Here is a 20958-nt window from a genome sequence, read left to right as displayed (position 1 = left end):
AAACCCTTATAGGAGGTATTTTTATGTCAGTAGAAATCAGCATGAGAGAGCTTTTAGAAGCTGGAGTACACTTTGGCCATCAGGTCAGAAGATGGAACCCAAAGATGAAGCCGTACATCTACACAAAAAGAAACGGCATTCATATCATTGACCTATCTAAGTCAGTGCCACTTTTCAAACAGGCTATAGACTTTATTATCAATGAAGTGGGAAACGGTGCGGAAGTACTGTTCTTGGGAACTAAAAAGCAAGCTCAAGCCATCATAGAAGAACAGGCTCAGAGATGTGGAGCTTACTACGTTAACTACAGATGGCTTGGTGGAATGTTTACTAACTTCCAAACAGTTAGAAAAAGCATAGCAAAACTTAGAAAACTTCAAAAGATGGAAGCCGAAGGTGCATTTGAGATTCTTCCTAAAAAGGAAGTTATGAAGTTAAAAAAACAAAAAGAAAAACTTGAAAAGTACCTAAAAGGTATAGTTGATATGAACAGAGTTCCAGACATTATCTTCGTAGTAGATACAGTTAGAGAAGATTTAGCTGTAACAGAAGCAAACAAACTTGGAGTTACAGTTGTAGCTATAGCAGATACAAACTGCGACCCTGACAAAATAGACTACCCAATACCAGGAAACGACGACGCAATAAAAGCTATAAGTCTAATCACCTCTAAAATTGCAGATGCAGTTATAGAAGGAAAGAAAATGAGAGAAAGCTTAGGAACAGCTGTTGAAACAAAAACAATTGAAGAGGAACTCCTTGCAAAAGAATCAGAGGTAGTAGAATCGGGTTATATGGGAGCTAAAAACCATTCTAAAGAAGAAAGACTTTCAGAAATAGTTGAAAAAGAAGCAAAAGAATCTGTAGAAGAAGCAAAGGAGGAGTTATAATATGGCGGTAGATGCAAAGTTAGTTAAAACATTAAGAGAAATGACTGGAGCTGGAATGCTTGAGTGTAAATCAGCTTTAGAAGAAGCAAATGGGGATTTAGAGTTAGCAGTTGAAATACTCAGGAAAAAAGGTGTTGCAAAAGCAGCTAAGAAAGCTGGAAGAGAAACAAAAGAAGGTTTAATACATGCCTATATACATGCAGGTGGAAGAATAGGTGTTTTACTTGAGTTAAACTGTGAGACAGACTTTGTAGCAAGAAACGATTTATTTAAAGAGCTTGCAAACGAGATAGCTCTACAAATTGCAGCGATGAAACCTCAATACGTAAAAAGAGAAGATGTACCAAGAGAAGTAGTTGAAAAAGAAGGAGAAATTGCAAGAGAAGCTGCTATAGCAGAAGGAAAACCTCCTCATATAGCAGAAAAAATAGCAGAAGGAAAGTTAGAAAAATTCTACAAAGAAGTCTGTCTTTACGAACAACCATACATAAAAGATGACAAAAAAACCATAGAAGAACTTATTAAAGAATACATAGCAAAAATAGGAGAAAATATCCAAGTAAGAAGATTCTGCAGATACGAATTAGGAGAGTAAAAATTGCCTTTAGTTTATAAAAGAATACTCCTTAAGCTATCAGGTGAAGCTCTAATGGGGGATCAAGATTACGGGATTGATCCCCTTTTTGTAAGTGAACTTTGTGATGAGATAAAAGATGTTTACGATATAGGAGTACAGATAGCTATTGTAATAGGTGGTGGAAACATATTTAGAGGTATAAAAGGCACGGAAATGGGACTTGACAGAGCCACTGCGGATTATATGGGAATGCTGGCAACTGTAATGAACGCTTTGGCTTTACAAGATGCTTTAGAGAAGAAAGACGTCCCTACCAGAGTAATGTCCGCTATTGAGATGAGACAAATTGCAGAGCCTTACATAAGAAGAAGAGCAATAAGACACCTTGAAAAAGGTAGAATAGTTATTTTTGCAGCTGGAACTGGAAGCCCTTTTTTTACTACAGACACAACAGGAGCATTAAGAGCTGCTGAGATAAAAGCAGATTTACTTTTAAAAGCAACAAAAGTAGACGGCGTTTACGATAAAGACCCTATGAAACATAGCGATGCAAAACTTTTAAAAGAGATATCCTACTTAGACGCAATAAACAAAAATCTTAAAGTTATGGATCATACAGCTTTGACACTCTGTATGGAAAACAAACTTCCTATAGCGGTCTTCAACATAAAGAAAAAAGGAAACTTGAGAAAAATAGTATTTGGAGAAGACGTCGGTTCAATAGTAAGGTAAGGAGGTTTAGGGATGATAGAGGAGTACCTTAAAGAAGCTGAAAAAAGAATGAAAGGTGCTGTAGCAAAATTCAAAGAAGAACTTGCAGGTATTAGAACAGGAAGAGCATCAACTGGATTAGTTGAAAATATAAAAGTTGAGTATTACGGGTCTGAAATACCTTTAAAACAACTTGCAACGATCTCCACACCTGAACCGTCTCAAATAGTAATTCAAACGTGGGATAAAGGTGCAGTAAAATCAATAGAGAAAGCCTTAATGGAAGCAAACATTGGTGCTAATCCTCAAACAGAAGGAAACACAATAAGACTAAACCTTCCACCAATGACAGAAGAAAGAAGAAAAGAGGTGGTTAAAATAATACATAAATTTGCGGAAGAGGCAAGAGTTGCTGTAAGAAACATAAGAAGAGACGAGAAAGAAAATATAGAAAAACTTAAAAAAGAAGGCTTTTCAGAAGATGACGTCAAAAAAGCATTAGAAAAACTCCAAAAATTAACTGACAAATACATTGAAGAAATAAACCAATTGGCAGAATCAAAAGAAAAAGAAATTTTGTCTATATAAAAATCTTAAAAGGAGTTTTCCTCCCTCTCTTTTCTTTTTCAAAATTTAGCTTAATTTATGATAAAATTAATATTCTTAAAATTTTAATTTGGGGAAAGAATGAAGTTAGAAGACAAAGTTAAAGAATTATTAACTCCAATATTGGAAAATAGAGGTTTAAAATTAGTCGATATAGAGTATATTACAGGTAAAAGACCAGTACTTAGAATATATATATACAACCCTGAAGGGACTTCTATAGATGATTGTGAGTATGTAAGCCAAAGAATAGGTTCTATTTTAGATGTTGAAGACTTAATAAAAACATCTTACACTTTAGAAGTATCATCCCCTGGATTAGACAGAAAGTTTAAAAACGTTGAAGAATACAACATATTCAAAGGTAAAGATGTTGTTATTAAAACAAAAGAACCCATAGACGATAAAAGGACGTTTAAAGGTGTTTTAGAAGGTCTTGAAGATAACATAGTTAAATTAAAACAGGACAACATAGTAATAGAAATACCTTTAGATAAAATATCACAAACAAAATTAGATTTTTAGGAGTAGGTATGCCTATAAAATTAAAGAACGTCATAGAAACAGTAGCAAAAGAAAAAAACATTCCAGAACAAGTTATAGAAAGAGCATTAAAAGATGGAATATTTGTTGCTGTAAAAAAAGAATATAAATTAAGAAATGATCAGATTAAAGTAAATTACGATAAAGAAAAGGATGAATTAAAAGTCTTAGTTAAAAAGAAAGTTACGCCTTTTGTTGAAAACGAAAAGAAAGAAATATCTTTAGAAGAAGCAAAGAAATATGACCCTAATGCTGATTATGGAAAATTTGTTGAAGTTCCGTTAGATTTAGAAGATATAGGAAGAATTGCTTTATCTGTTGCAAAAGAAGTAATAGCAGAAAAAGTTTCAAAAGTAGAAAGAGATATTCTGTATAAAGAATTTAAAGAGTATGAAGGTAAAATATTAACAGGAACAGTTCGTAGATTTGAAGGTGAAGACATTATAGTAGATTTAGGTAGAGTAGAGGCTATACTACCAAAAGAAGAGCAGATACCAAAAGAAAAATATAAAATAGGGGATAGAATAAGAGCTCTTGTTTTAAAAGTTTTAAAGGAAAACAAGTATCCTTTATTAGAAAAAGGTAAAGTAAAAAGAGTTATAAAAGTTAGTGAAGGACCTCTTATAATTTTATCAAGAACACATCCAAACTTCTTAAAGAAATTAATAGAAATAGAAGTCCCTGAGGTTCAAGAGGGAGAAATTGAAATAAAAGCTGTAGCAAGGGAACCGGGAGAAAGATCAAAGGTAGCTGTTTACACTAAAGATAAAAATATAGATCCTGTAGGAGTAGTGGTAGGTTTAAAAGGAAGCAGAATACAAAACGTCTCTAACGAATTATCCGACGAGAAAATAGACGTGATAGAATGGTCAGAAGACCCTGCAAGATTTGTTATAAGAGCTCTATCTCCTGCAAGACCAACAAAGTATAGACTACTTCCAAAAGAAAAAAGAATAGAAGTTGCTGTACCGAAAGAAGAATTATCTTTAGCAATAGGGAAAAATGGTATAAACGCAAAATTAGCACATAAATTAACAGGTTGGCACATAGATATACTAAGCGAGGAAGATTTTGAAAAGATACAGAGACTACCAACAAAGTGATGGATGAAAAGAAGATAGATACTTTGCTACAGTTAAGCTTTAGAGCAGGTAAAATAAGATTTGGATACGAAAATATTAATAAAGTAAAAGGTGGTACATTTGTTATTATTGCAAAAGACCTTTCAGAAAATACCAAAAGATATATATTAAATAGGTTTAAAGGTGAAATTTTTCAATATAAAACAAAGGAAGAGTTAGGTAGATTATTTGGAAAAAACCAAGTAGGAGTTATAATTTTACCAAGAAATGAACTTAATCTAAAAATAAAAGAAATTTTTAAGAAACGTTAGGAGGTTTTTTTAATTGAAAGTAAAAGATTTAGCTATCCAATTAAATATAGACCCTCAAGAACTAAAGAAAATTTTAGTCGAAGAATTTGGTTTAAACATAAAAAAGATATCTGATAAAGTAGACGAGGACGTTATTGAGGTTATAAAAGACAGATTTGCACAGAAAGAGGAAAAAGTAGAGAAAAAAGAAAAGGAAAAAGAAGAAGGAATAAAAGCCTTTGACCTCTATCATAAATTAGGCATTACGTTAGCAGAGTTAGAACAAAAACTCAGGGACTTAGGTTATACAAAAGAAGTGTCTAACCTTTCTATAATTCCTTTTGAATTAGCTAAAAGTGTAGAAGAAAAAGTAAAAGAAGAAAAAAGAAAAATTGAAGAAGAGTTAAAAAAGTTAGAAGAAGAAAAAAGAAAAAAATTAGAAGAAGAAAAGAAAGCCGAAGAAGAAAAAATTAAAGAGCAGCTTGTAGCAATAGAAGAAAAACCTGAAGAAAAAGTAGAGATAAAAACACAGCAAGAAATTAAAGAAGAAAAAGTAGAACCTGCAACAAAACAGCCAGAAGTTATAGAAGGTGTAGTTCCAGAAGAAGAAAGAAAGAAAGTTTACAGAAAAGAAGAGAAAAAACCTTTTGAAAGAAAAGAAAGATTTGAAAAAAGGGAGAAATTCGAAAAGAAAGAAGAAAGAAGACCTTTTGAAAAAAGAGAAAAATTTGAAAAGAAAGAAGAAAAAAAACCTTTTGAAAGAAAAGAAAAATTTGAAAAAAGGGAAGAGAAAAAACCTTTTGAAAAAAGAGAAGAAAGACCTTTAAGAAAAGCAGAAGAAAGGTCAACCTTAGCCTTTACTCCAGAATCTATAAAAGAAGAAAAGAAACCTGAGAAAAAAGAGACAAAAGAGGAAAGGATTGCCCGTATAGCTAAAGAAGAAAAAGAAGAGATGGAAGCACTCAGAAAACTCATGGAAGGGCATCCAAAGAAGAAAAAACCTAAAAAAGAAGAAAAGAAAAAAGAGGTAGAAGAGTCTAAAGAAGAAGAAATCAAAATTATCCAAATTCCAGAAGTTATAACTGTAAGAGAGTTAGCAGACCTTTTAAACATACCTGTTAATCAAATACTGATGGATTTATTACAAAAGAAAATTCTTGCTACTGTAAACCAAACTATAGACCCAAAAATTGCATTAGAAATAGCAGAAAAACATGGCTTTTTAGCAGAGTTAAAAGTGGAAGGTGAAGAAGCAGAAGAGGAGATAAAAGAAGAAGAGATAGAAATTAAAGAAGAAGCAGGAGAGCTTGAAGAAAGACCTCCAGTCGTAACTGTAATGGGGCACGTTGATCATGGTAAAACGACACTACTTGATACTATTAGAAAAACAGATGTGGCAGCCAGAGAACACGGTGGTATAACACAGCATATAGGTGCTTACAAAATAAAGCTCCCTAATGGAAAAGAGATAACTTTCTTAGATACACCGGGACACGAAGCATTTACTACTTTAAGAGCAAGAGGTTCAAAAGTAGCAGATATAGCCGTACTTGTAGTGGCTGCAGATGACGGAGTAAAACCTCAAACTGTAGAAGCAATAAACCACGCTAAAAATGCAAAAGTTCCTATAATAGTAGCTGTAAATAAGATAGATAAACCCGGCGCAGACCCAATGAGGGTAAGGCAAGAACTAACTCAGTACGGACTTATACCAGAAGAATGGGGTGGAGATACTATATTTGTAGATATTTCAGCTAAAACTGGTAAAAACGTTGAAGAGCTTCTTGAAATGATACTTTTAGTGGCAGAAATGCTCGAACTTAAAGCTAATCCTAATAAACTTGCTGTCGGAACAGTTATAGAATCAAAGTTAGACCCTAAAAAAGGACCTGTTGCTACAGTTTTAATAGAAGACGGTACCTTACATGTAGGAGATTACTTTGTAGCAGGATACACTTGGGGTAAAGTTAAAGCTTTATTTAACGAAAGAGGAGAAAGATTAAAAGAAGCAAAACCAGGAACGCCTGTTGAAGTATTGGGTTTTGATGAAGTTCCCCAAGCAGGAGATAAATTTATATCAAAAGCAACAGAAAGAGAAGCAAAACAGTTAGCAGAAGTAAGAAAACTAAGAAGAGAGGAAGAGTTATTAGCCAAAAAAACCAGAATTAGTCTTGAAAATTTAGGTGAGGCAAAAGAGATAAATATAATTATAAAAGCAGATGTTCAAGGTTCTTTAGAAGCGTTAAAGAAATCTGTTGAAGATTTATCTGAAAAGTTTGATGAAGTAAAGATAAATATAATCCATGCAGCTGTAGGTGGTATAACAGAAAGTGATGTGATGCTTGCAGCAGCTTCAAACGCTATAATAATAGGATTTAATGTGAGACCAGATGCAGGAGCAAGGAAGTTATCCGAGCAAGAAAATGTAGATATAAGACTCTATAACATTATATACCAAGCTATTGAAGACCTTGAAAAAGCAATGAAAGGAATGTTAAAACCTACACTAAGGGAAGTTCTCCTTGGAACAGCAGAAGTAAGAGCTATATTTAAAGCAAAAGCTATAGGTACCATAGCTGGATGTTATGTAACAGAAGGAGTTATTAAGAGAAACGCTAAAGCAAGATTAGTAAGAGATGGTATTGTAATATACGATGGAGAAATATCTTCACTAAAAAGATTTAAAGAGGATGTTAAAGAAGTTCAAAAAGGATTTGAATGTGGTTTAACTTTAAAAAACTATAATGATATAAAAGTTGGTGATATTATAGAAGCTTATGAGATTGTTGAAGAAAGACCTGCTTAAAGAAACTTTTAAAGTAGTTGAGATATTTAGAACAGTTGAAGGAGAAGGAAGATGGGTGGGTCTTCCTGTTGTTTTTATAAGACTTGAAGGATGTAATCTTAGATGTAGTTGGTGTGATACAACATACTCTTATGATGGAAAAAGTTATACAGTCAAAACGTTAAAAGATATACTGCAAGAAATCAACTCTTATAAACTTAAAAGAGTATGTATAACTGGCGGAGAGCCTTTTTTAACACCAAATTTAGATATTTTAGTAAAATCACTGCTTGAAGAAAATTATTACGTTTTTATCGAAACAAACGGAACGTTATGGAACGAAAATTTTAAAGATATAATTACAGATAATCTATATATTACCTGCTCTCCAAAACCTCCACTTTACTTTGTAAATAAAGAATTACTTCCTTACATTAAGGAACTGAAATTCGTCGTGGATGAAAATCTATCTATAAATCACATAATAAAACCTGAGTTTGTAAATATAATAAAAAACGATATAATAGTATTACAACCTGAAAGCAATAAACCAGAAATGGTAGAAAAAGCCTTGAACTTACAAGATCAGCTCTTACAGATTGGTATTGAAAGTAGAATTATACCCCAGTGCCACAAAGTCTTAGGTCTTCCCTAATCAGCAAAAGTGCTAAGTATTTTTGCCAACTCTCTCTGTCTATCTCCAACATACTTTGCTATCTCATTTAGAACAAATGGTTTAGCTTCTATAATTTTACAACCGTATCTATAAGTGTTATCTGGTCTTTCAATCTTATACAAAGGTTTAAACCTTATTGGAAAAGACCTATTACTTATGTTTAATCTACCTTCATATTCTTTATCTATCTCAAAAAAAACGTTTTGAGGAAGTTTAAAGCTAAATCCTTCTTCAGATATGTCCCTTAAATTAACACACAATTCAGAATCGATCTCCAAAATTACAGGATGCTTAGAAGAAATTTTAACTCTTACAGCATTCCTTCTTACTTTTGGCTCTATTGCAAACGAAGGAAAAGAAGTAACAAGTACCTCTTTGTTCCAAATTAATGCTTTAAGAACTAAAACTTCATCGTTAAACTTTGCATAAAGCTCTTTCTCCTGTGAAACCATAGCCTCTATTTTAGGATTTATTTCAAATTCTATTTGATGTTTAGAAAAGTTTATTTCAAAAACATTTATTATTAATTTTACAGGTACTTCTTCATAAAAAATAAAAAATTCCCCTTTTTTCTTTTTCTCTAACTCTTCTAAAAATTTTTTTATCGTACCTTCCATTTTAAATCTACCCCAATTTGTTATAATAGTATTTTAACAAGAAAATTAGGGACTTTAAAGATGGAAGAAATATTAGCGTATTTAGAATTATACTTTATAAAAGGTTTGGGAGCTGTATCTATTAAAAGGTTGATAGAACATTACTCAGACGCAAGTAATGTTTTAAATGCAGATTTTAACGATTTAAAAGAAAATTTTGGAGAAAACATAGCAAAGTTAATAACAAACAGAGATTTCACTTTAAAAGAAATGGCTCTAAAAGAGCTTGAAAAAGCGGAAAAATTAGGAGTAAAGATAATTCCTATCTCTTCTTCAGAGTATCCATTTTTATTAAAAAACATACCAGACCCTCCTTCTGTTATTTACGTTAAAGGTAATTTTCCAATTCCAGAAAATACTTTAGCTGTAGTAGGTAGTAGAAAACATTCTAATTACGGTGTTTATATTGTAAACAGTATAGTTAGAGAGCTTGCAAAATCATGTGTAAACATAGTTTCAGGAATGGCTTTAGGAATAGACACATTAGCCCATAAAGTTGCGTTGGAAGAAGGAAGTTTTACAACAGCAGTTTTAGGAAGTGGTATTGACGTAATATACCCTTTTGAAAATAAAAAACTTTATGAAATGATATTAGAAAAGGGTTGTATTATCTCAGAGTTTCCCTTTGGAACTAAACCATCATCTTACACATTTCCTCAAAGGAATAGAATAATAGCAGGACTGTCTTACGGCGTTTTTATCGTTGAAGCTCCAGACAAATCTGGAAGTTTAATAACAGCAAACTACGCAAACGATTACGGAAGACTTGTTTTTACAGCTCCAGCAAATATAAATCTCTCTACAGCTAAAGGAAATAACACACTTATAAAAGAAGGAGCTGTAGCTATAACAGATTTTGAAGATTTAAAAGAGTTTTTACCCTTTTTAAACCCCAGTATCAGCGTTGACTATCTATCTGATTTAAAGGAAGAAGAAAAAGAAGTATTAATGTTTTTAGACGCAAAAAAATATTACGATGAGATATTAGAAAGATTTTCAGAAAAATACCCAGATATAGATGCCATACTGTTTAACCTGCAGTTGAAAAATCTAATACAGTCAGACAGTATGTTTTATTACCGAGTTGTGTAAATTAGATACATCTTCACAAATCCAGAGTAATCTCCTTTTTCTGCTTTTGCAACGTTCTTTAAAAAGACTGCAAACCTTGACTCACTACTTGGGTAAAGATAACCACTCCAAAGAACCTTTCCGTTTATTTTATTTAAAGTGTTTTCTTCTACCAGCGCAACCATATAGTTATGACTTTGCCAGTACTGAATTATCTGATTTTCTGAGTAATCCCTTAATACTTTTCTTTTTGCGTAAAAAGGCATATTATGGAAAAATCTATTTTGAATAATTAAAGGCACAGACCTATCAGGAACGTTATAGTTTATAATCTCTCCAATCTCTTTATAAGGTCTATATTTTTCTACTTTTACAAGCAAAGAAACTGTTAAAATAAAAAAGGTTATCATCATAGACAAGAAAGGAATCAGTTTATAGTCTCTATACCTTAAAAGGTATAAAAATGGAAACAAAATTATAAAGTAATAAAAGTAGTCTAACTTAAAAGTGTAAACGATATACCCGTTTAAAGTAGTAATAACAACAGTAGGAACAATAAAAAAAGCTACCCATAAAACTTTTTTAAAACCAGAAGGATTATGATTGACAAGATAGTAGCCAACAAAAACAGACATAGCAGGATGAGCTTGAATAAAGTAGGTTGGTATCTTCCCTTTTGCCACCGTAAAGACTAAAAACATCACAAAAATCCAGCTAAATATAAAAGAAAAATCTTTTAATAATCTTTTGAAACTATCTATAAAAGAGTAGTAAAAACTCAAAGAGTAAGGTAAAAATCCCCACAGAATAACTATTAGATAGAAAAACAAATCATTAAAACTTGACTCTTCCCCAAAAGCCCTTTTTACTGTCTCTTCATTGTAAACACTCCAGAATGTATCCCCAAACTTTAAACTCATATAAACAATCCAGCTAAGCCCTATAACCAATGAAACAGGAATACCTATATAAACTTTGACATTGACTAACTTTTTGAAAAACTCTTTAAAATCAAACTTACTTTCTATCAAAAGGTAAAAACCTACTATCCCACCTAAAACAAAAAAGTAAGGATAGCCTTTTGTAAGAATAGTTAAACCAAGAGATATGTAAGAGAAGAAAATATAGAGAAATTTTTTCTCTTTATAACCTTTTAAAAATAAGTACAAAGTCAGTGTAAAAAAGAAAAGAAGGGGGACTTCAGGAGATGCATACCTTGAGTTTATAACAAACTGAAAACTAAAAGCCATCACAAAAAAAGAGAAAATACCAACATACCTACCGTAAAGAAGCTCTCCTATCTTATAAGTTAAAAACAAAGACCCTACAGCCATTAAAACGATAGGAAGTCTTATGGCAAACTCATTTAAACCAAACAAAAAAGAAGATAAAGCTACAACCCAATAAGTAAGTGGAGGTTTGTTAAACCTTGGTTCATAGTTGTAATATATATCAAGAAAGTTTTTAGATTCAAACATCTCTCTTACAGCTTCAGCATAAAAACTCTCGTTAGGTATCCATATATCGTTATACCAAAAATTCCAAAAGAATATAAAGATAGTTATAAAGGCAAAAAGATAAAACTTCAAATTTTCTCTACTATCCATCTTTCCTCTACTAAAACTTTTCCATACTTTAATATCTGACCTATAAATTCATCTCCAACTTCAAAATCCCCTACTCCTTTTGGCGTTCCTGTCATAACTATATCGTAATCTTCAAGTGAAAAGTATTTTTTTATTTCTGAAAGTATATCATCTGGTTTATTTATCATTAAATCTATGCTCCCAAACTGAACTAAATCGCCATTTTTAAAAAGTTTCATCTCTAATCCATAAAAATTATCTATTCTTACAAACTTAGAAAAAATTCCAGAATTATCGAAAGCTTTTGCTTTTTCCCAAGGAAGACTTTTTTTCTTGGCCTTTTCTTGTTCTTCAACAAGAGTTAAATCTATCCCAAAACCAACTCCAACATACTTGCCATCTTCAACAATAAACGATATTTCACCTTCATATCTACATCTACCCTTTGGTTTTATAAATCTATTTGATATAGCAGAGTTTGGCTTTATAAATAAAACTATCTCATCAGGAATCTGATTTTTTAACTCATAAATATGCTCTACATAATTTCTACCAACACACAAAACCTTAGAAGGAATAACCTCTTTATCTTCAAAAATAACAGATTTCATGAATCTCCTTAAACTTATATGTTAAAATTATTCTACCATGAAAAACATATACTTAGTAGGCTTTATGGGTAGTGGAAAGTCAACAGTAGGAAAAATTTTAGCAGATAAAACTTCAAGAGAATTCGTTGACGTAGATAAACTAATAGAAGAAAGAGAAAAAATGAGCATAAAAGACATCTTTGAAAAAAAAGGAGAACCTTATTTTAGAGAATTGGAAAGAAAGTACCTTCAAGAGCTATTAAACACCCAGAACCTTGTAGTCTCAACTGGAGGAGGATTAGGAGCTGGCGCTGAAAATATGAATCAAATGAAAAAAAACGGTATAGTTGTATGGTTAGATATAAATCTAAACACTGTACTGGAAAGAATAAAAAACGATGAAAACAGACCTTTATTAAATCAACCTTTAGAAAAGATAAAACAGCTTTTTGAAGAAAGAAAAAAGGTCTACGGATTAGCAACTTATAGAATAAATGTAGAAAATAAAACACCATTTCAGATAGTAGAAGAGATATTAAACAAAATAAAAATGAAATGAAGATATATACAGGAATAGACATAGTAGAAAATAGCAGAATAGAAAAAGCTTACAACAGGTTTAAAGAAAAATTTTTACAAAAAATATACACAGAAAGGGAGATAAAATACTGCTTTGAAAAAAGTAATTTTATTCCTTGTCTTTCTGCAAGATTTGCAGCCAAAGAAGCAACTATAAAAGCTTACTATCAATTATTTAGAAAAAATCTCAAATACAAAGATATAGAAATAATAGGCAAAAAAGGAGAACCTGCAGAAATTTTACTGCACAATGATACATATCATACAAAAAACCTTAATATATCTATTTCAATCTCTCACGAAAAGAACTATTCAGTAGCAATAGTTATAATTTACACTGCGTAATTTTGTTTGCATCAATATTTGTAAACACTAAGTAAATAAACGATTAACAATTGGCACAAATCTTGCCTTAAACAACATTAATAATAGTGGGAGGTGGCAATATGCAAGCACAAATAGAGAACAGAAATAAAATTATATCACAATACTTGCCAAAAATAAAGTATATCGTAAAAGCATTAAAACACGAAAATTTACCACCAATAGTAGATGAAGAAGATTTAATACAAGTAGGGGTTTTAGGTCTATACGATGCTCTGGAAAAGTATGACCCATCAAAGGGCATAAAGTTATCAACATACGCAGAGATAAGAATCAGAGGGTACATATTAGACCATCTAAGACAACTTGACTGGGTTCCAAGGTCTGTAAGGTCTAAAATAAAAAACCTTGAAAATAAAATAGCTCAACTTGAAGCCCAGCTTGGAAGACAAGCAAAAACAGAGGAAATAGCAAAATATCTTGGTATGAGTGTAGAAGAGTATATGACTTATGCAGAAGCATTAGCAAATAAAGTTTTAATCTCTCTTGATACGGACGTAAGTAAAGAAGATGATGAAAGTTTACACTTATGGGAAGTTATATCATCTAATGATGATACACCAGATAAAGTAGTTGAAGAAAAGCAATTAAAAGAGATTCTTTCTGATATAATATTAAATCATCTTGACGAAAGAGAAAGACTTCTAATAAGTTTGTATTACTACGAAGATTTGAATATGAAAGAGATAGCTAACATACTTGGTATAACAGAATCAAGAGTTTCTCAGCTCCACACAAAGATTATGCTTAAATTAAAAAATTTAGTAATAAAATACATAGAGTAAAGGATTATGAAAAGAGAACAACTTGAGATTTTAATTTATGATACGGAAACGTTTGTTTATTTTCAGCAAAAAAAAATAGATAAGATAATAAAAGAAAAAGATATCTTATCTGTTGATGAATCTTCTTTTATATTTAGAAATTTTTCTGAAAGTTTATATAAACTATCTGAACTTCTCTATAAAGCTGTAGAAATAGATAACTCTTCTACCATAAAAGAGATATACGATTTAACACTTCATACGCTTGGCTGGATTATATTTACATTCCCTTCTTTAGAGATACATACTCCTCTATTTCCTGAAAACTTTAAGATACATAATAAAGATATAGTTGATTTTTTAGCCCAAAGTATGATTGAGTTAGAGAACATTTCGGAGAATTTAAAGAATTCAAAGTATTACTCGGAAGACATTGCAAATAATCTTAAAGATGCATCAATGTTTTTTGGATATTTATCGAAGGTATCACAAAAAGGAAGCCTCTACAGTTAACGGCCTCCTCTAACTAATGATAATCCTCCATCTACAACAATAGTTTGTCCTTGTATCCATTTTGCATCAGGAGTACATAAAAATCCAACAACTCCTGCTATATCTTCAGGCTGTCCCATTCTTCCAAGTGGTGTAAGTTTTATAGTTCCCTCTTTCACTTCTTCATAGTTAGGAAACAGTTGAATAGCCTCTGTGTCTATAGGTCCTCCAGACACACAGTTTACGTTTATACCCATAGGACCTACTTCTACAGCCAAGTATCTAACCAAAGTCTCTAAAGCTGCCTTGGCAGAACCATGTATAGCATAGTTTGGCATATAGTCCCTTGTTCCTGTAGATGAAATTGCAATTATTTTACCTTCTCTACCTTCCATTAATTTTACAGCTCTTTGAGAAGACCAGATAAAACCAAAAGTGGTGATGTTATATATTCTTAAAGTTCCCTTTTCTTTTAATCTTAAAAACGGTGCAAATCCACCAACAACCTCTCTTCCTGATGCAACTGCATTACTTACAAAAATATCTAAATATCCAAACTTCTCTGTTATCTCATCAAATACTCTGTCAATATCTTCTTTTGCCCCAAAGTCTCCTTGTATAGCATATCCTTTTCTACCAAGGGACTGTATCTCTTTCACTACTTCTTCTGCTTTTTCTTTGTTTTTGTAGTAATTTATAATTACATCACATCCCATAGATGCAAGTTTTAAAGCTATAGCTCTACCTATTCCTCTACTTGCACCTGTTACAAACGCCAACTTCCCCTCTAAAACCATAAAAGCCTCCTTTTATGAAAAGTTTCTAAGTTTTTCTAATACTTCATAAGCTTTTTTAGAATATATAGATTCTTTTGCTAACTCTATGCCTTCTTTGATATTATCAACCACACCTGCAACCTTTAAAGCAAAAGCACTGTTTAATACTACAAAATCTGTTTTAGGACTATAATCTTTTCCTTGCAGTATTTTAAGAGCTATTTCTGTATTTTCAGTTATATCTCCACCTTTTAAATCCTCTATTGATACTCTTTTTAAACCAAAATCTTCTGGTTTTATAGTATAAACTTCAACATCTGTATTATCTACCTGAGCAACTAAAGTCTCTGTTGTCAAAGATACTTCATCTAAACCTTCTAATCCGTGAACAACAAAAGCTCTCTTTATTCCTAAATTTACTAAAACCCTTGCCAAAGGTTCAACTAAATCTTTATCGTACACTCCCATTAGCTGATAAGGTGCATCAGCTGGATTTGAAAGTGGTCCTAAAAGATTAAAAATGGTTCTTACTCCTATTTCTCTTCTTTGTCTTATAACGTTTTTCATAGCAGGATGGAAAATAGGAGCAAACAAAAATCCAAGTCCTATCTCATCTATGCATTTTTCAACTTCTTGGGGGGACATATCTATCTTTACACCTAAACTCTCCATAAGGTCTGCACTGCCACATTTAGATGAAACAGACCTGTTTCCGTGTTTGGCAACTTTTGCACCGCTGGCTGCAACTACAAAAGCTGATATTGTTGATACGTTAAAAGTACCTATACTATCACCGCCGGTACCGCAGGTATCTACTAACTTAGATTTATCTTTGACGTTTACTTTTATGGCTTTTTCTCTCATCACAGATGCAGCTGCAGATATCTCATCTATAGTTTCCCCTTTCATCTTAAGACCAACAAGAACAGCTCCCAGTTGTGCATCTGTAAGTTTTCCATCCATTATCTCTTGGAATAGGAATAAGACTTCTTCTTTAGATAGGTCTTTTCTTTCTGTAATCTTTTTTATAATCTCTTTTATCATTGTTAAAATAACCTATACGATTTTCTATGAATTGGAGTTATCCCGTACATTTGTATCTCTTTATAATGTTGTTTTGTAGGATAACCTTTATGTTTATTAAATGAAAAGTTTGGATAAACTTTAGAATAATCTTCCATAATTCTGTCTCTCGTGACTTTTGCCAAGATGCTTGCAGCTGCAACCGTATGAGACACTTCATCTGCTTTTGGTATAGATATACTATCAAAATCAAGGTCAATATTTATAAAATCTAAAATTGCATAATCTGGTTTTATATAAAGATTTTTTAGAGCTTCGTAAATACCTTCTTTTAATGCAGAAGAGACCCCTAAAGAGTCAATTTTTTCATTCTCTACTATAACTATATTGTAATCTAAAGCATTTTCTATTATTTCAATATATAGTCTTTCTCTTTCTTTGGGAGATAACTTTTTAGAATCTGCATACACAAAAGGTTTTTGATTGTAATTAAAAACAACAGATGAAATAACAAGAGGACCTGCAATAGGTCCCCTTCCTGCTTCGTCTACTCCTACTATGTATCTATAACCTTTTTTATAAATCTCTTTTTCAAGACTATCCATTATTTTCTTTAGAAGCTTGAGATTCCTGAGCTCTTTTCTTAATTTCCCACTCTTTAAGCTCTTTAATTCTTGCAGATTTACCTTTAAGATTTCTAATGTAGTAAAGCTTAGCTCTTCTGACAATACCTCTTTTAACTACTTCTATCTTTTGAATAGATGGGCAGGCTATAGGGAATATTCTTTCCATACCAACACCGTAAGATACTTTTCTAACTGTAAATGTTTTACCAAGCCCACTTCCTCTAACTCTAATAACAAGTCCTTCAAAAATCTGAGTTCTCTCTTTTTCACCTTCTTTCACTTTTAAATGTAATCTTACAGTATCTCCAGGTCTAAACTGTGGAATATCTTTAGGAAGATACCTTTCTTCAACTTCTCTTATTAAGTGATGCATATCTTTCATCCTCCGCTTAAGTTTTTGAAATAAATATTATACCATAATACACCTAAGTTAAAAACATTTGTATATTCTTAAACAAAAAATATGGAAATTATTCTTTTGTTAATGCTATAATAAAACATCGTTTTATTTACTATTAGGAGGATAAAAGATGCTTAGCTACGATGTTTTAATAGTGGGAGCTGGCGGTGCTGGTTTAATGGCTGCCCTTGAGGCAAGCAAAGCTAAAGATGTAAAAGTAGCTGTAATTTCTAAAGTTTATCCTACAAGGTCTCATACAGGAGCTGCACAAGGTGGTATAAACGCAGCCCTTGCAAACGTTGACCCTTCTGACAGTCCAGAAGTCCACACTTTCGATACTGTAAAAGGTAGTGATTACCTTGGAGACCAAGACGCAATAGAGTTTATGTGTCAGGAAGCTCCAAAAAGAATATACGAGCTTGAACATCTTGGAGTTCCATTTTCAAGACTTCCAGATGGTAGAATAGCTCAAAGACCATTTGGTGGAGCTGGATTCCCCAGAACTTGTTATGCAGCAGATAAAACAGGACACGTAATACTACACACATTATACGAACAATGTTTAAACAATAACGTAGAATTTCTCAACGAGTGGTTTGTTTACGAGTTAATTATTGACAACAACGAAGCAAAAGGTGTTATAGCAATAGATATAAGAAGTGGAGAAGTTCACGCAATTAAAGCAAAAGCTATAATCTTTGCAACGGGTGGTTATGCAAGGGTTTACTGGGTTAGAAATACAAACGCAATAGGATCAACTGGAGATGGAATGGCAATATGTTATAGAGCTGGAATACCACTTAAAGACATGGAATTTGTTCAATTCCACCCAACTGGTTTAAGGTCAACAGGAATATTAGTTACAGAAGGAGCAAGGGGTGAAGGTGGATACCTTATAAACAACAAAGGTGAAAGATTTATGGCAAGATATGCCCCTGAAAAAATGGAACTTGGACCAAGAGATTTAGTTGCAAGGTCTATAGAAACAGAAATCTTAGAAGGAAGAGGTTGGGGAGAAGGTATGATGGCTTACGTCCATCTTGACCTTAGACACCTTGGAGCTGAAAAGATAAAATCAAGACTTCCTCAGATTAGACAGCTTTGTATAGACTTTGAAGGTGTAGACCCAATTGAAGAACCTATACCAGTAAGACCTACAGCCCACTACTCTATGGGTGGAATAGACGTTAGAGATTACAAAACAAGTATGACAGGAGTTAACGGCGTATTTGCAGTAGGAGAGTGTGCTTGTGTATCTGTCCACGGAGCAAACAGATTAGGTGGAAACTCATTGTTAGACTTAGTAGTGTTTGGAAAACCAGCAGGAGCTGCTGCAGTTGAATATGCAAGAAACAAACCAGATGATAACTTTAACTTAAAAGCAGAAGAAGAAAGGGCAAGAAGAGAGATAGAAGCTCTGTTGAAAAAAGAAAGTAAAGAAAATATAAACGACATAAGAATTGAAATGGCTCAAACAATGTGGGATAAAGTCGGAATATTCAGAGAAGAAAAACCTATGCTTGAAGCAATTGAAAAAATTAAAGAGCTTAAAGAAAGATACAAAAATCTTGCGCCTGGAGACAGTGGAAAAATATTTAACACTGCACTCATAAACTATATAGAACTTGGATTTTTACTTGACCTTGCAGAAGCGATAGCTACGACTGCCGTTTTAAGAAAAGAAAGTAGAGGAGCTCACGCAAGAAGGGACTATCCAAATAGAGATGATGAAAACTTCTTAAAACACAGTCTTTCTTACTACACACCAGAAGGTCCAAAAGTAGAGTATAGTGAAGTTAAAATAACAAAGTACCAACCACAAGAAAGAAAGTACTAAAAATAAAAGGGGTGTTAAATGCACCCCTTTTTACAAAGATATACAAAAAATTTATTTTCAATAGAAGATAATCTTACATTTTTCTGAGTAATAATTGAAAACTTTCTTTTTATATCAATGTTTTCTATCTTTATAGCTTTAACAAGTCCTTCATTTAACGATTTTAAAGCCACAAGTTTTGAAACAAAAGCTAAAAGTTCTGTTTTCTCTACTATACTGATAATAGATTTTGAGCTTGATACTTCCATAACTGTATTTAAATCTGTTCCGACAGCTTCTTCAACCACATTCCTTGTTCCAGAGCCTATCTCCCTTGATACAAACTTATACTTTTTTAAATCTTCTATTTTTAAAGTATCAGGTATATTATTTTTTGCAGAAGCTATCAAAATAATCTCATCGATATAAAACGGTCTTATATCAAACTTGTTTGACTCAATGTTATCCTCAACAAGACCTATGTTAAAAACTTTAGATAAAACTCCATCTGCCACTTCTTTTGAGTTCCCGATAAAAAGGTTAACTTTTATGTCTGGATTTTCTTTATAAAAATCCGATAAAATCTCTGGTAAATAGTATTCACCTATTGTAGAGCTTGCACCGATGAATAAAAACGATTTAGATGAAGATAGTAATGAAGATACCTCATTTTCCAGCTGAGTATAGTCATCTAATATTTTTGAAGCATAACGATAAAGTATCTTTCCTTCTTCTGTAAGTTCAAGTTGATTCTTCTTTCTTTGAAATAAAGTAATGCCTAAATAGTTTTCAATCTTTTTTATCTGAAGGGTAATAGTTGGTTGAGATAAAAACAAAATTTCAGCTGCTTTTGAAAAACTTTTTAAGTCAGCAACTGTTTTAAAAATTTTTAGCTTATGATAATCAAGAACTTCCATATTTTTTTGCTACCGACAACGAGTATTTTTCAACGTAATCAATAAAATCTAAAAGGTCTTGAACGTTATTTATACTATAATCCTTAATACTTTCTACAACTTCTATAACTATTTTGTATATATCTAAAAATTTTATTTTACCTTGTAAGTAAAGATTTACTGCAACTTCATCTGCCATTGTCAAGGTTGTTGGATATACACCTGCTTTTTTACCACACTCAATTGCAACTTTTAAAAGAGGAAATTTTTCATAATCAGGACTTAGAAAGTTAAGACTTTTTAGTTTTGTAAAATCTAAATAGTTATTATTGATATATTTTCTTTCAGGGTAAAAGATAGCGTAAGATATAGGTATTCTCATATCAGGGTTAGACAGATTAGCTATAACAGTTCCGTCTATGTATTCAACCATACCGTGAATTATGCTTTCAGGATGTATTACTACATCAATTTTTTCGTAAGGTATGTCAAACAAGTAATGGGCTTCTATAACTTCAAATCCTTTATTTATTAACGTAGCACTATCTACAGAAATCTTCTTTCCCATACTCCATCTTGGATGGTTAAGGGTTTGCTGAATACTAACATTCTTAAGTTCTTCTAAAGGTAAATTTAAAAATGGTCCTCCAGAAGCTGTTAATACTATCCTTCTTATATCATCTAACGGTCTTCTATCTATGACTTGAAATATAGCAGAGTGTTCACTATCTATAGGAATTATATTTTTATACTTACCTTTTTCAAGCTCTCCCAGACAGATTATAGCTTCCTTATTTGCCGTAGCAACTTTTTTATTACTTTCAAGAAGTATATAAGTAGGTCTTATCCCCTTTACTCCAGCTATTGCTATTATAAAAAGGTCTAATTTTAAATCTTTTAAAAAGTCAAGACTTTCCTTACCAATAAAGACTTGTGTATTTTTTAGATTTTTTGATATATTTCCATTTTCAATATATACGTAATCAGGATTAAACTCTTCTATCTGGGATAGAAGAGTTTCTGATGGTTTTGAAGCTCCTAAAAGTTTTACTTTTATTTTGTCTTTATTTTTTCTTACAATATCTAAAACTTGTGTACCTACAGAACCAGTAGAACCAAGCACACCAATTTCTATCAAC

General features: G+C 32.1%; 24 protein-coding genes. 15 read left to right on the top strand and 9 right to left on the bottom strand.

The features are described 5' to 3' along the window. Nucleotides 1-23 precede the first annotated feature (23 nt). From rpsB to Q385_RS0105890, 9 genes are all read left to right on the top strand, one after another. Nucleotides 24-890, top strand: a complete 867-nt coding sequence (gene rpsB, locus Q385_RS0105930) for a 30S ribosomal protein S2 (protein ID WP_028950787.1) — start codon at nt 24-26, stop codon at nt 888-890. A gap of 1 nt (nt 891) precedes the next feature. Then, nucleotides 892-1485, top strand: coding sequence for a translation elongation factor Ts (tsf, locus tag Q385_RS0105925; RefSeq protein WP_028950786.1), 594 nt, complete (start codon nt 892-894; stop codon nt 1483-1485). A gap of 3 nt (nt 1486-1488) precedes the next feature. After that, a complete protein-coding gene (pyrH, locus tag Q385_RS0105920) occupies nt 1489-2199 on the top strand; it encodes a UMP kinase (RefSeq protein WP_028950785.1) in 711 nt (236 codons plus the stop codon). Between the two features lie 12 nt (nt 2200-2211). After that, nucleotides 2212-2766 carry a ribosome recycling factor gene (gene frr / locus Q385_RS0105915; RefSeq protein WP_028950784.1) on the top strand — a complete coding sequence of 185 codons (555 nt, stop codon included), beginning with the start codon at nt 2212-2214 and terminating at the stop codon, nt 2764-2766. 99 nt (nt 2767-2865) lie between these two features. Further along, a complete protein-coding gene (locus Q385_RS0105910) occupies nt 2866-3309 on the top strand; it encodes a ribosome maturation factor RimP (protein ID WP_028950783.1) in 444 nt (147 codons plus the stop codon). 8 nt (nt 3310-3317) lie between these two features. Continuing rightward, nucleotides 3318-4430 carry a transcription termination factor NusA gene (gene nusA, locus Q385_RS0105905; protein WP_028950782.1) on the top strand — a complete coding sequence of 371 codons (1113 nt, stop codon included), beginning with the start codon at nt 3318-3320 and terminating at the stop codon, nt 4428-4430. After that, nucleotides 4430-4720, top strand: a complete 291-nt coding sequence (locus tag Q385_RS0105900; protein ID WP_028950781.1) for a 50S ribosomal protein L7 — start codon at nt 4430-4432, stop codon at nt 4718-4720. The genes nusA and Q385_RS0105900 overlap by 1 nt, the downstream gene beginning before the upstream one ends. A 13-nt stretch (nt 4721-4733) precedes the next feature. After that, nucleotides 4734-7505: a translation initiation factor IF-2 gene (infB, locus tag Q385_RS0105895; protein WP_028950780.1), complete on the top strand. Its 2772-nt coding sequence runs from the start codon at nt 4734-4736 to the stop codon at nt 7503-7505. After that, nucleotides 7477-8139 (top strand): 7-carboxy-7-deazaguanine synthase QueE, encoded by a 663-nt coding sequence (locus tag Q385_RS0105890; protein ID WP_028950779.1) that lies wholly within the window; start codon nt 7477-7479, stop codon nt 8137-8139. The genes infB and Q385_RS0105890 overlap by 29 nt, the downstream gene beginning before the upstream one ends. Here the strand turns inward: Q385_RS0105890 and Q385_RS0105885 are convergent. Beyond that, nucleotides 8136-8777, bottom strand: coding sequence for a PilZ domain-containing protein (locus Q385_RS0105885; RefSeq protein ID WP_028950778.1), 642 nt, complete (start codon nt 8775-8777; stop codon nt 8136-8138). The genes Q385_RS0105890 and Q385_RS0105885 overlap by 4 nt on opposite strands. A 60-nt stretch (nt 8778-8837) precedes the next feature. Here Q385_RS0105885 and dprA point away from each other — a divergent pair, with 60 nt between their 5' ends. After that, entirely contained in the window at nt 8838-9908 is a 1071-nt protein-coding gene (gene dprA / locus Q385_RS0105880; protein WP_028950777.1) for a DNA-processing protein DprA, read from the top strand. Here dprA and Q385_RS0105875 read toward each other — a convergent pair. Next, a complete protein-coding gene (locus Q385_RS0105875; protein ID WP_028950776.1) occupies nt 9893-11494 on the bottom strand; it encodes an ArnT family glycosyltransferase in 1602 nt (533 codons plus the stop codon). The genes dprA and Q385_RS0105875 overlap by 16 nt on opposite strands. Next, a complete protein-coding gene (locus Q385_RS0105870) occupies nt 11473-12084 on the bottom strand; it encodes a fumarylacetoacetate hydrolase family protein (protein WP_028950775.1) in 612 nt (203 codons plus the stop codon). The genes Q385_RS0105875 and Q385_RS0105870 overlap by 22 nt, the downstream gene beginning before the upstream one ends. Before the next feature lie 37 nt (nt 12085-12121). On the opposite strand from Q385_RS0105870, the gene Q385_RS0105865 reads away from it, so the two are divergent. The 4 genes from Q385_RS0105865 (at nt 12122) to Q385_RS0105850 (ending at nt 14303) form a co-directional block, all read left to right on the top strand. Next, nucleotides 12122-12622, top strand: coding sequence for a shikimate kinase (locus Q385_RS0105865; protein WP_028950774.1), 501 nt, complete (start codon nt 12122-12124; stop codon nt 12620-12622). Beyond that, complete coding sequence (gene acpS / locus Q385_RS0105860; RefSeq protein WP_028950773.1) at nt 12619-12987, top strand: holo-ACP synthase; 369 nt, start codon at nt 12619-12621, stop codon at nt 12985-12987. The genes Q385_RS0105865 and acpS overlap by 4 nt, the downstream gene beginning before the upstream one ends. Before the next feature lie 101 nt (nt 12988-13088). Then, a complete protein-coding gene (locus Q385_RS0105855; protein ID WP_051524404.1) occupies nt 13089-13811 on the top strand; it encodes a sigma-70 family RNA polymerase sigma factor in 723 nt (240 codons plus the stop codon). Between the two features lie 6 nt (nt 13812-13817). After that, nucleotides 13818-14303, top strand: coding sequence for a hypothetical protein (locus Q385_RS0105850; protein ID WP_028950771.1), 486 nt, complete (start codon nt 13818-13820; stop codon nt 14301-14303). Here Q385_RS0105850 and Q385_RS0105845 read toward each other — a convergent pair. Genes Q385_RS0105845 through rplS form a run of 4 tightly spaced genes read right to left on the bottom strand, consistent with a single transcriptional unit; the run spans nt 14300 to nt 17080 of the window. Then, nucleotides 14300-15079: an SDR family oxidoreductase gene (locus tag Q385_RS0105845; RefSeq protein WP_028950770.1), complete on the bottom strand. Its 780-nt coding sequence runs from the start codon at nt 15077-15079 to the stop codon at nt 14300-14302. The genes Q385_RS0105850 and Q385_RS0105845 overlap by 4 nt on opposite strands. 12 nt (nt 15080-15091) lie before the next feature. Next, nucleotides 15092-16102, bottom strand: a complete 1011-nt coding sequence (gene trpD, locus Q385_RS0105840) for an anthranilate phosphoribosyltransferase (protein WP_028950769.1) — start codon at nt 16100-16102, stop codon at nt 15092-15094. 2 nt (nt 16103-16104) lie between these two features. Beyond that, nucleotides 16105-16686 (bottom strand): ribonuclease HII, encoded by a 582-nt coding sequence (locus Q385_RS08930; protein WP_037919720.1) that lies wholly within the window; start codon nt 16684-16686, stop codon nt 16105-16107. Further along, a complete protein-coding gene (rplS, locus tag Q385_RS08925) occupies nt 16679-17080 on the bottom strand; it encodes a 50S ribosomal protein L19 (RefSeq protein WP_037919718.1) in 402 nt (133 codons plus the stop codon). Before rplS ends, Q385_RS08930 begins: the two co-directional genes overlap by 8 nt. A gap of 157 nt (nt 17081-17237) precedes the next feature. On the opposite strand from rplS, the gene sdhA reads away from it, so the two are divergent. After that, nucleotides 17238-18944, top strand: a complete 1707-nt coding sequence (gene sdhA, locus Q385_RS0105825) for a succinate dehydrogenase flavoprotein subunit (RefSeq protein WP_028950768.1) — start codon at nt 17238-17240, stop codon at nt 18942-18944. A 14-nt stretch (nt 18945-18958) separates the two neighbouring features. Here the strand turns inward: sdhA and Q385_RS0105820 are convergent, their stop codons facing one another. After that, on the bottom strand, nt 18959-19840 hold the full coding sequence (locus Q385_RS0105820; protein WP_028950767.1) for a LysR family transcriptional regulator: 882 nt from the start codon (nt 19838-19840) through the stop codon (nt 18959-18961). Further along, nucleotides 19827-20957 (bottom strand): 1-deoxy-D-xylulose-5-phosphate reductoisomerase, encoded by a 1131-nt coding sequence (dxr, locus tag Q385_RS0105815; RefSeq protein ID WP_028950766.1) that lies wholly within the window; start codon nt 20955-20957, stop codon nt 19827-19829. The genes Q385_RS0105820 and dxr overlap by 14 nt, the downstream gene beginning before the upstream one ends. Nucleotide 20958 lies beyond the last annotated feature (1 nt).

Source organism: Sulfurihydrogenibium subterraneum DSM 15120 (genome assembly GCF_000619805.1).
Taxonomy (GTDB): Bacteria; Aquificota; Aquificia; order Aquificales; family Hydrogenothermaceae; genus Sulfurihydrogenibium; species Sulfurihydrogenibium subterraneum.
This window is presented reverse-complemented; position numbering and strand designations above follow the sequence as displayed.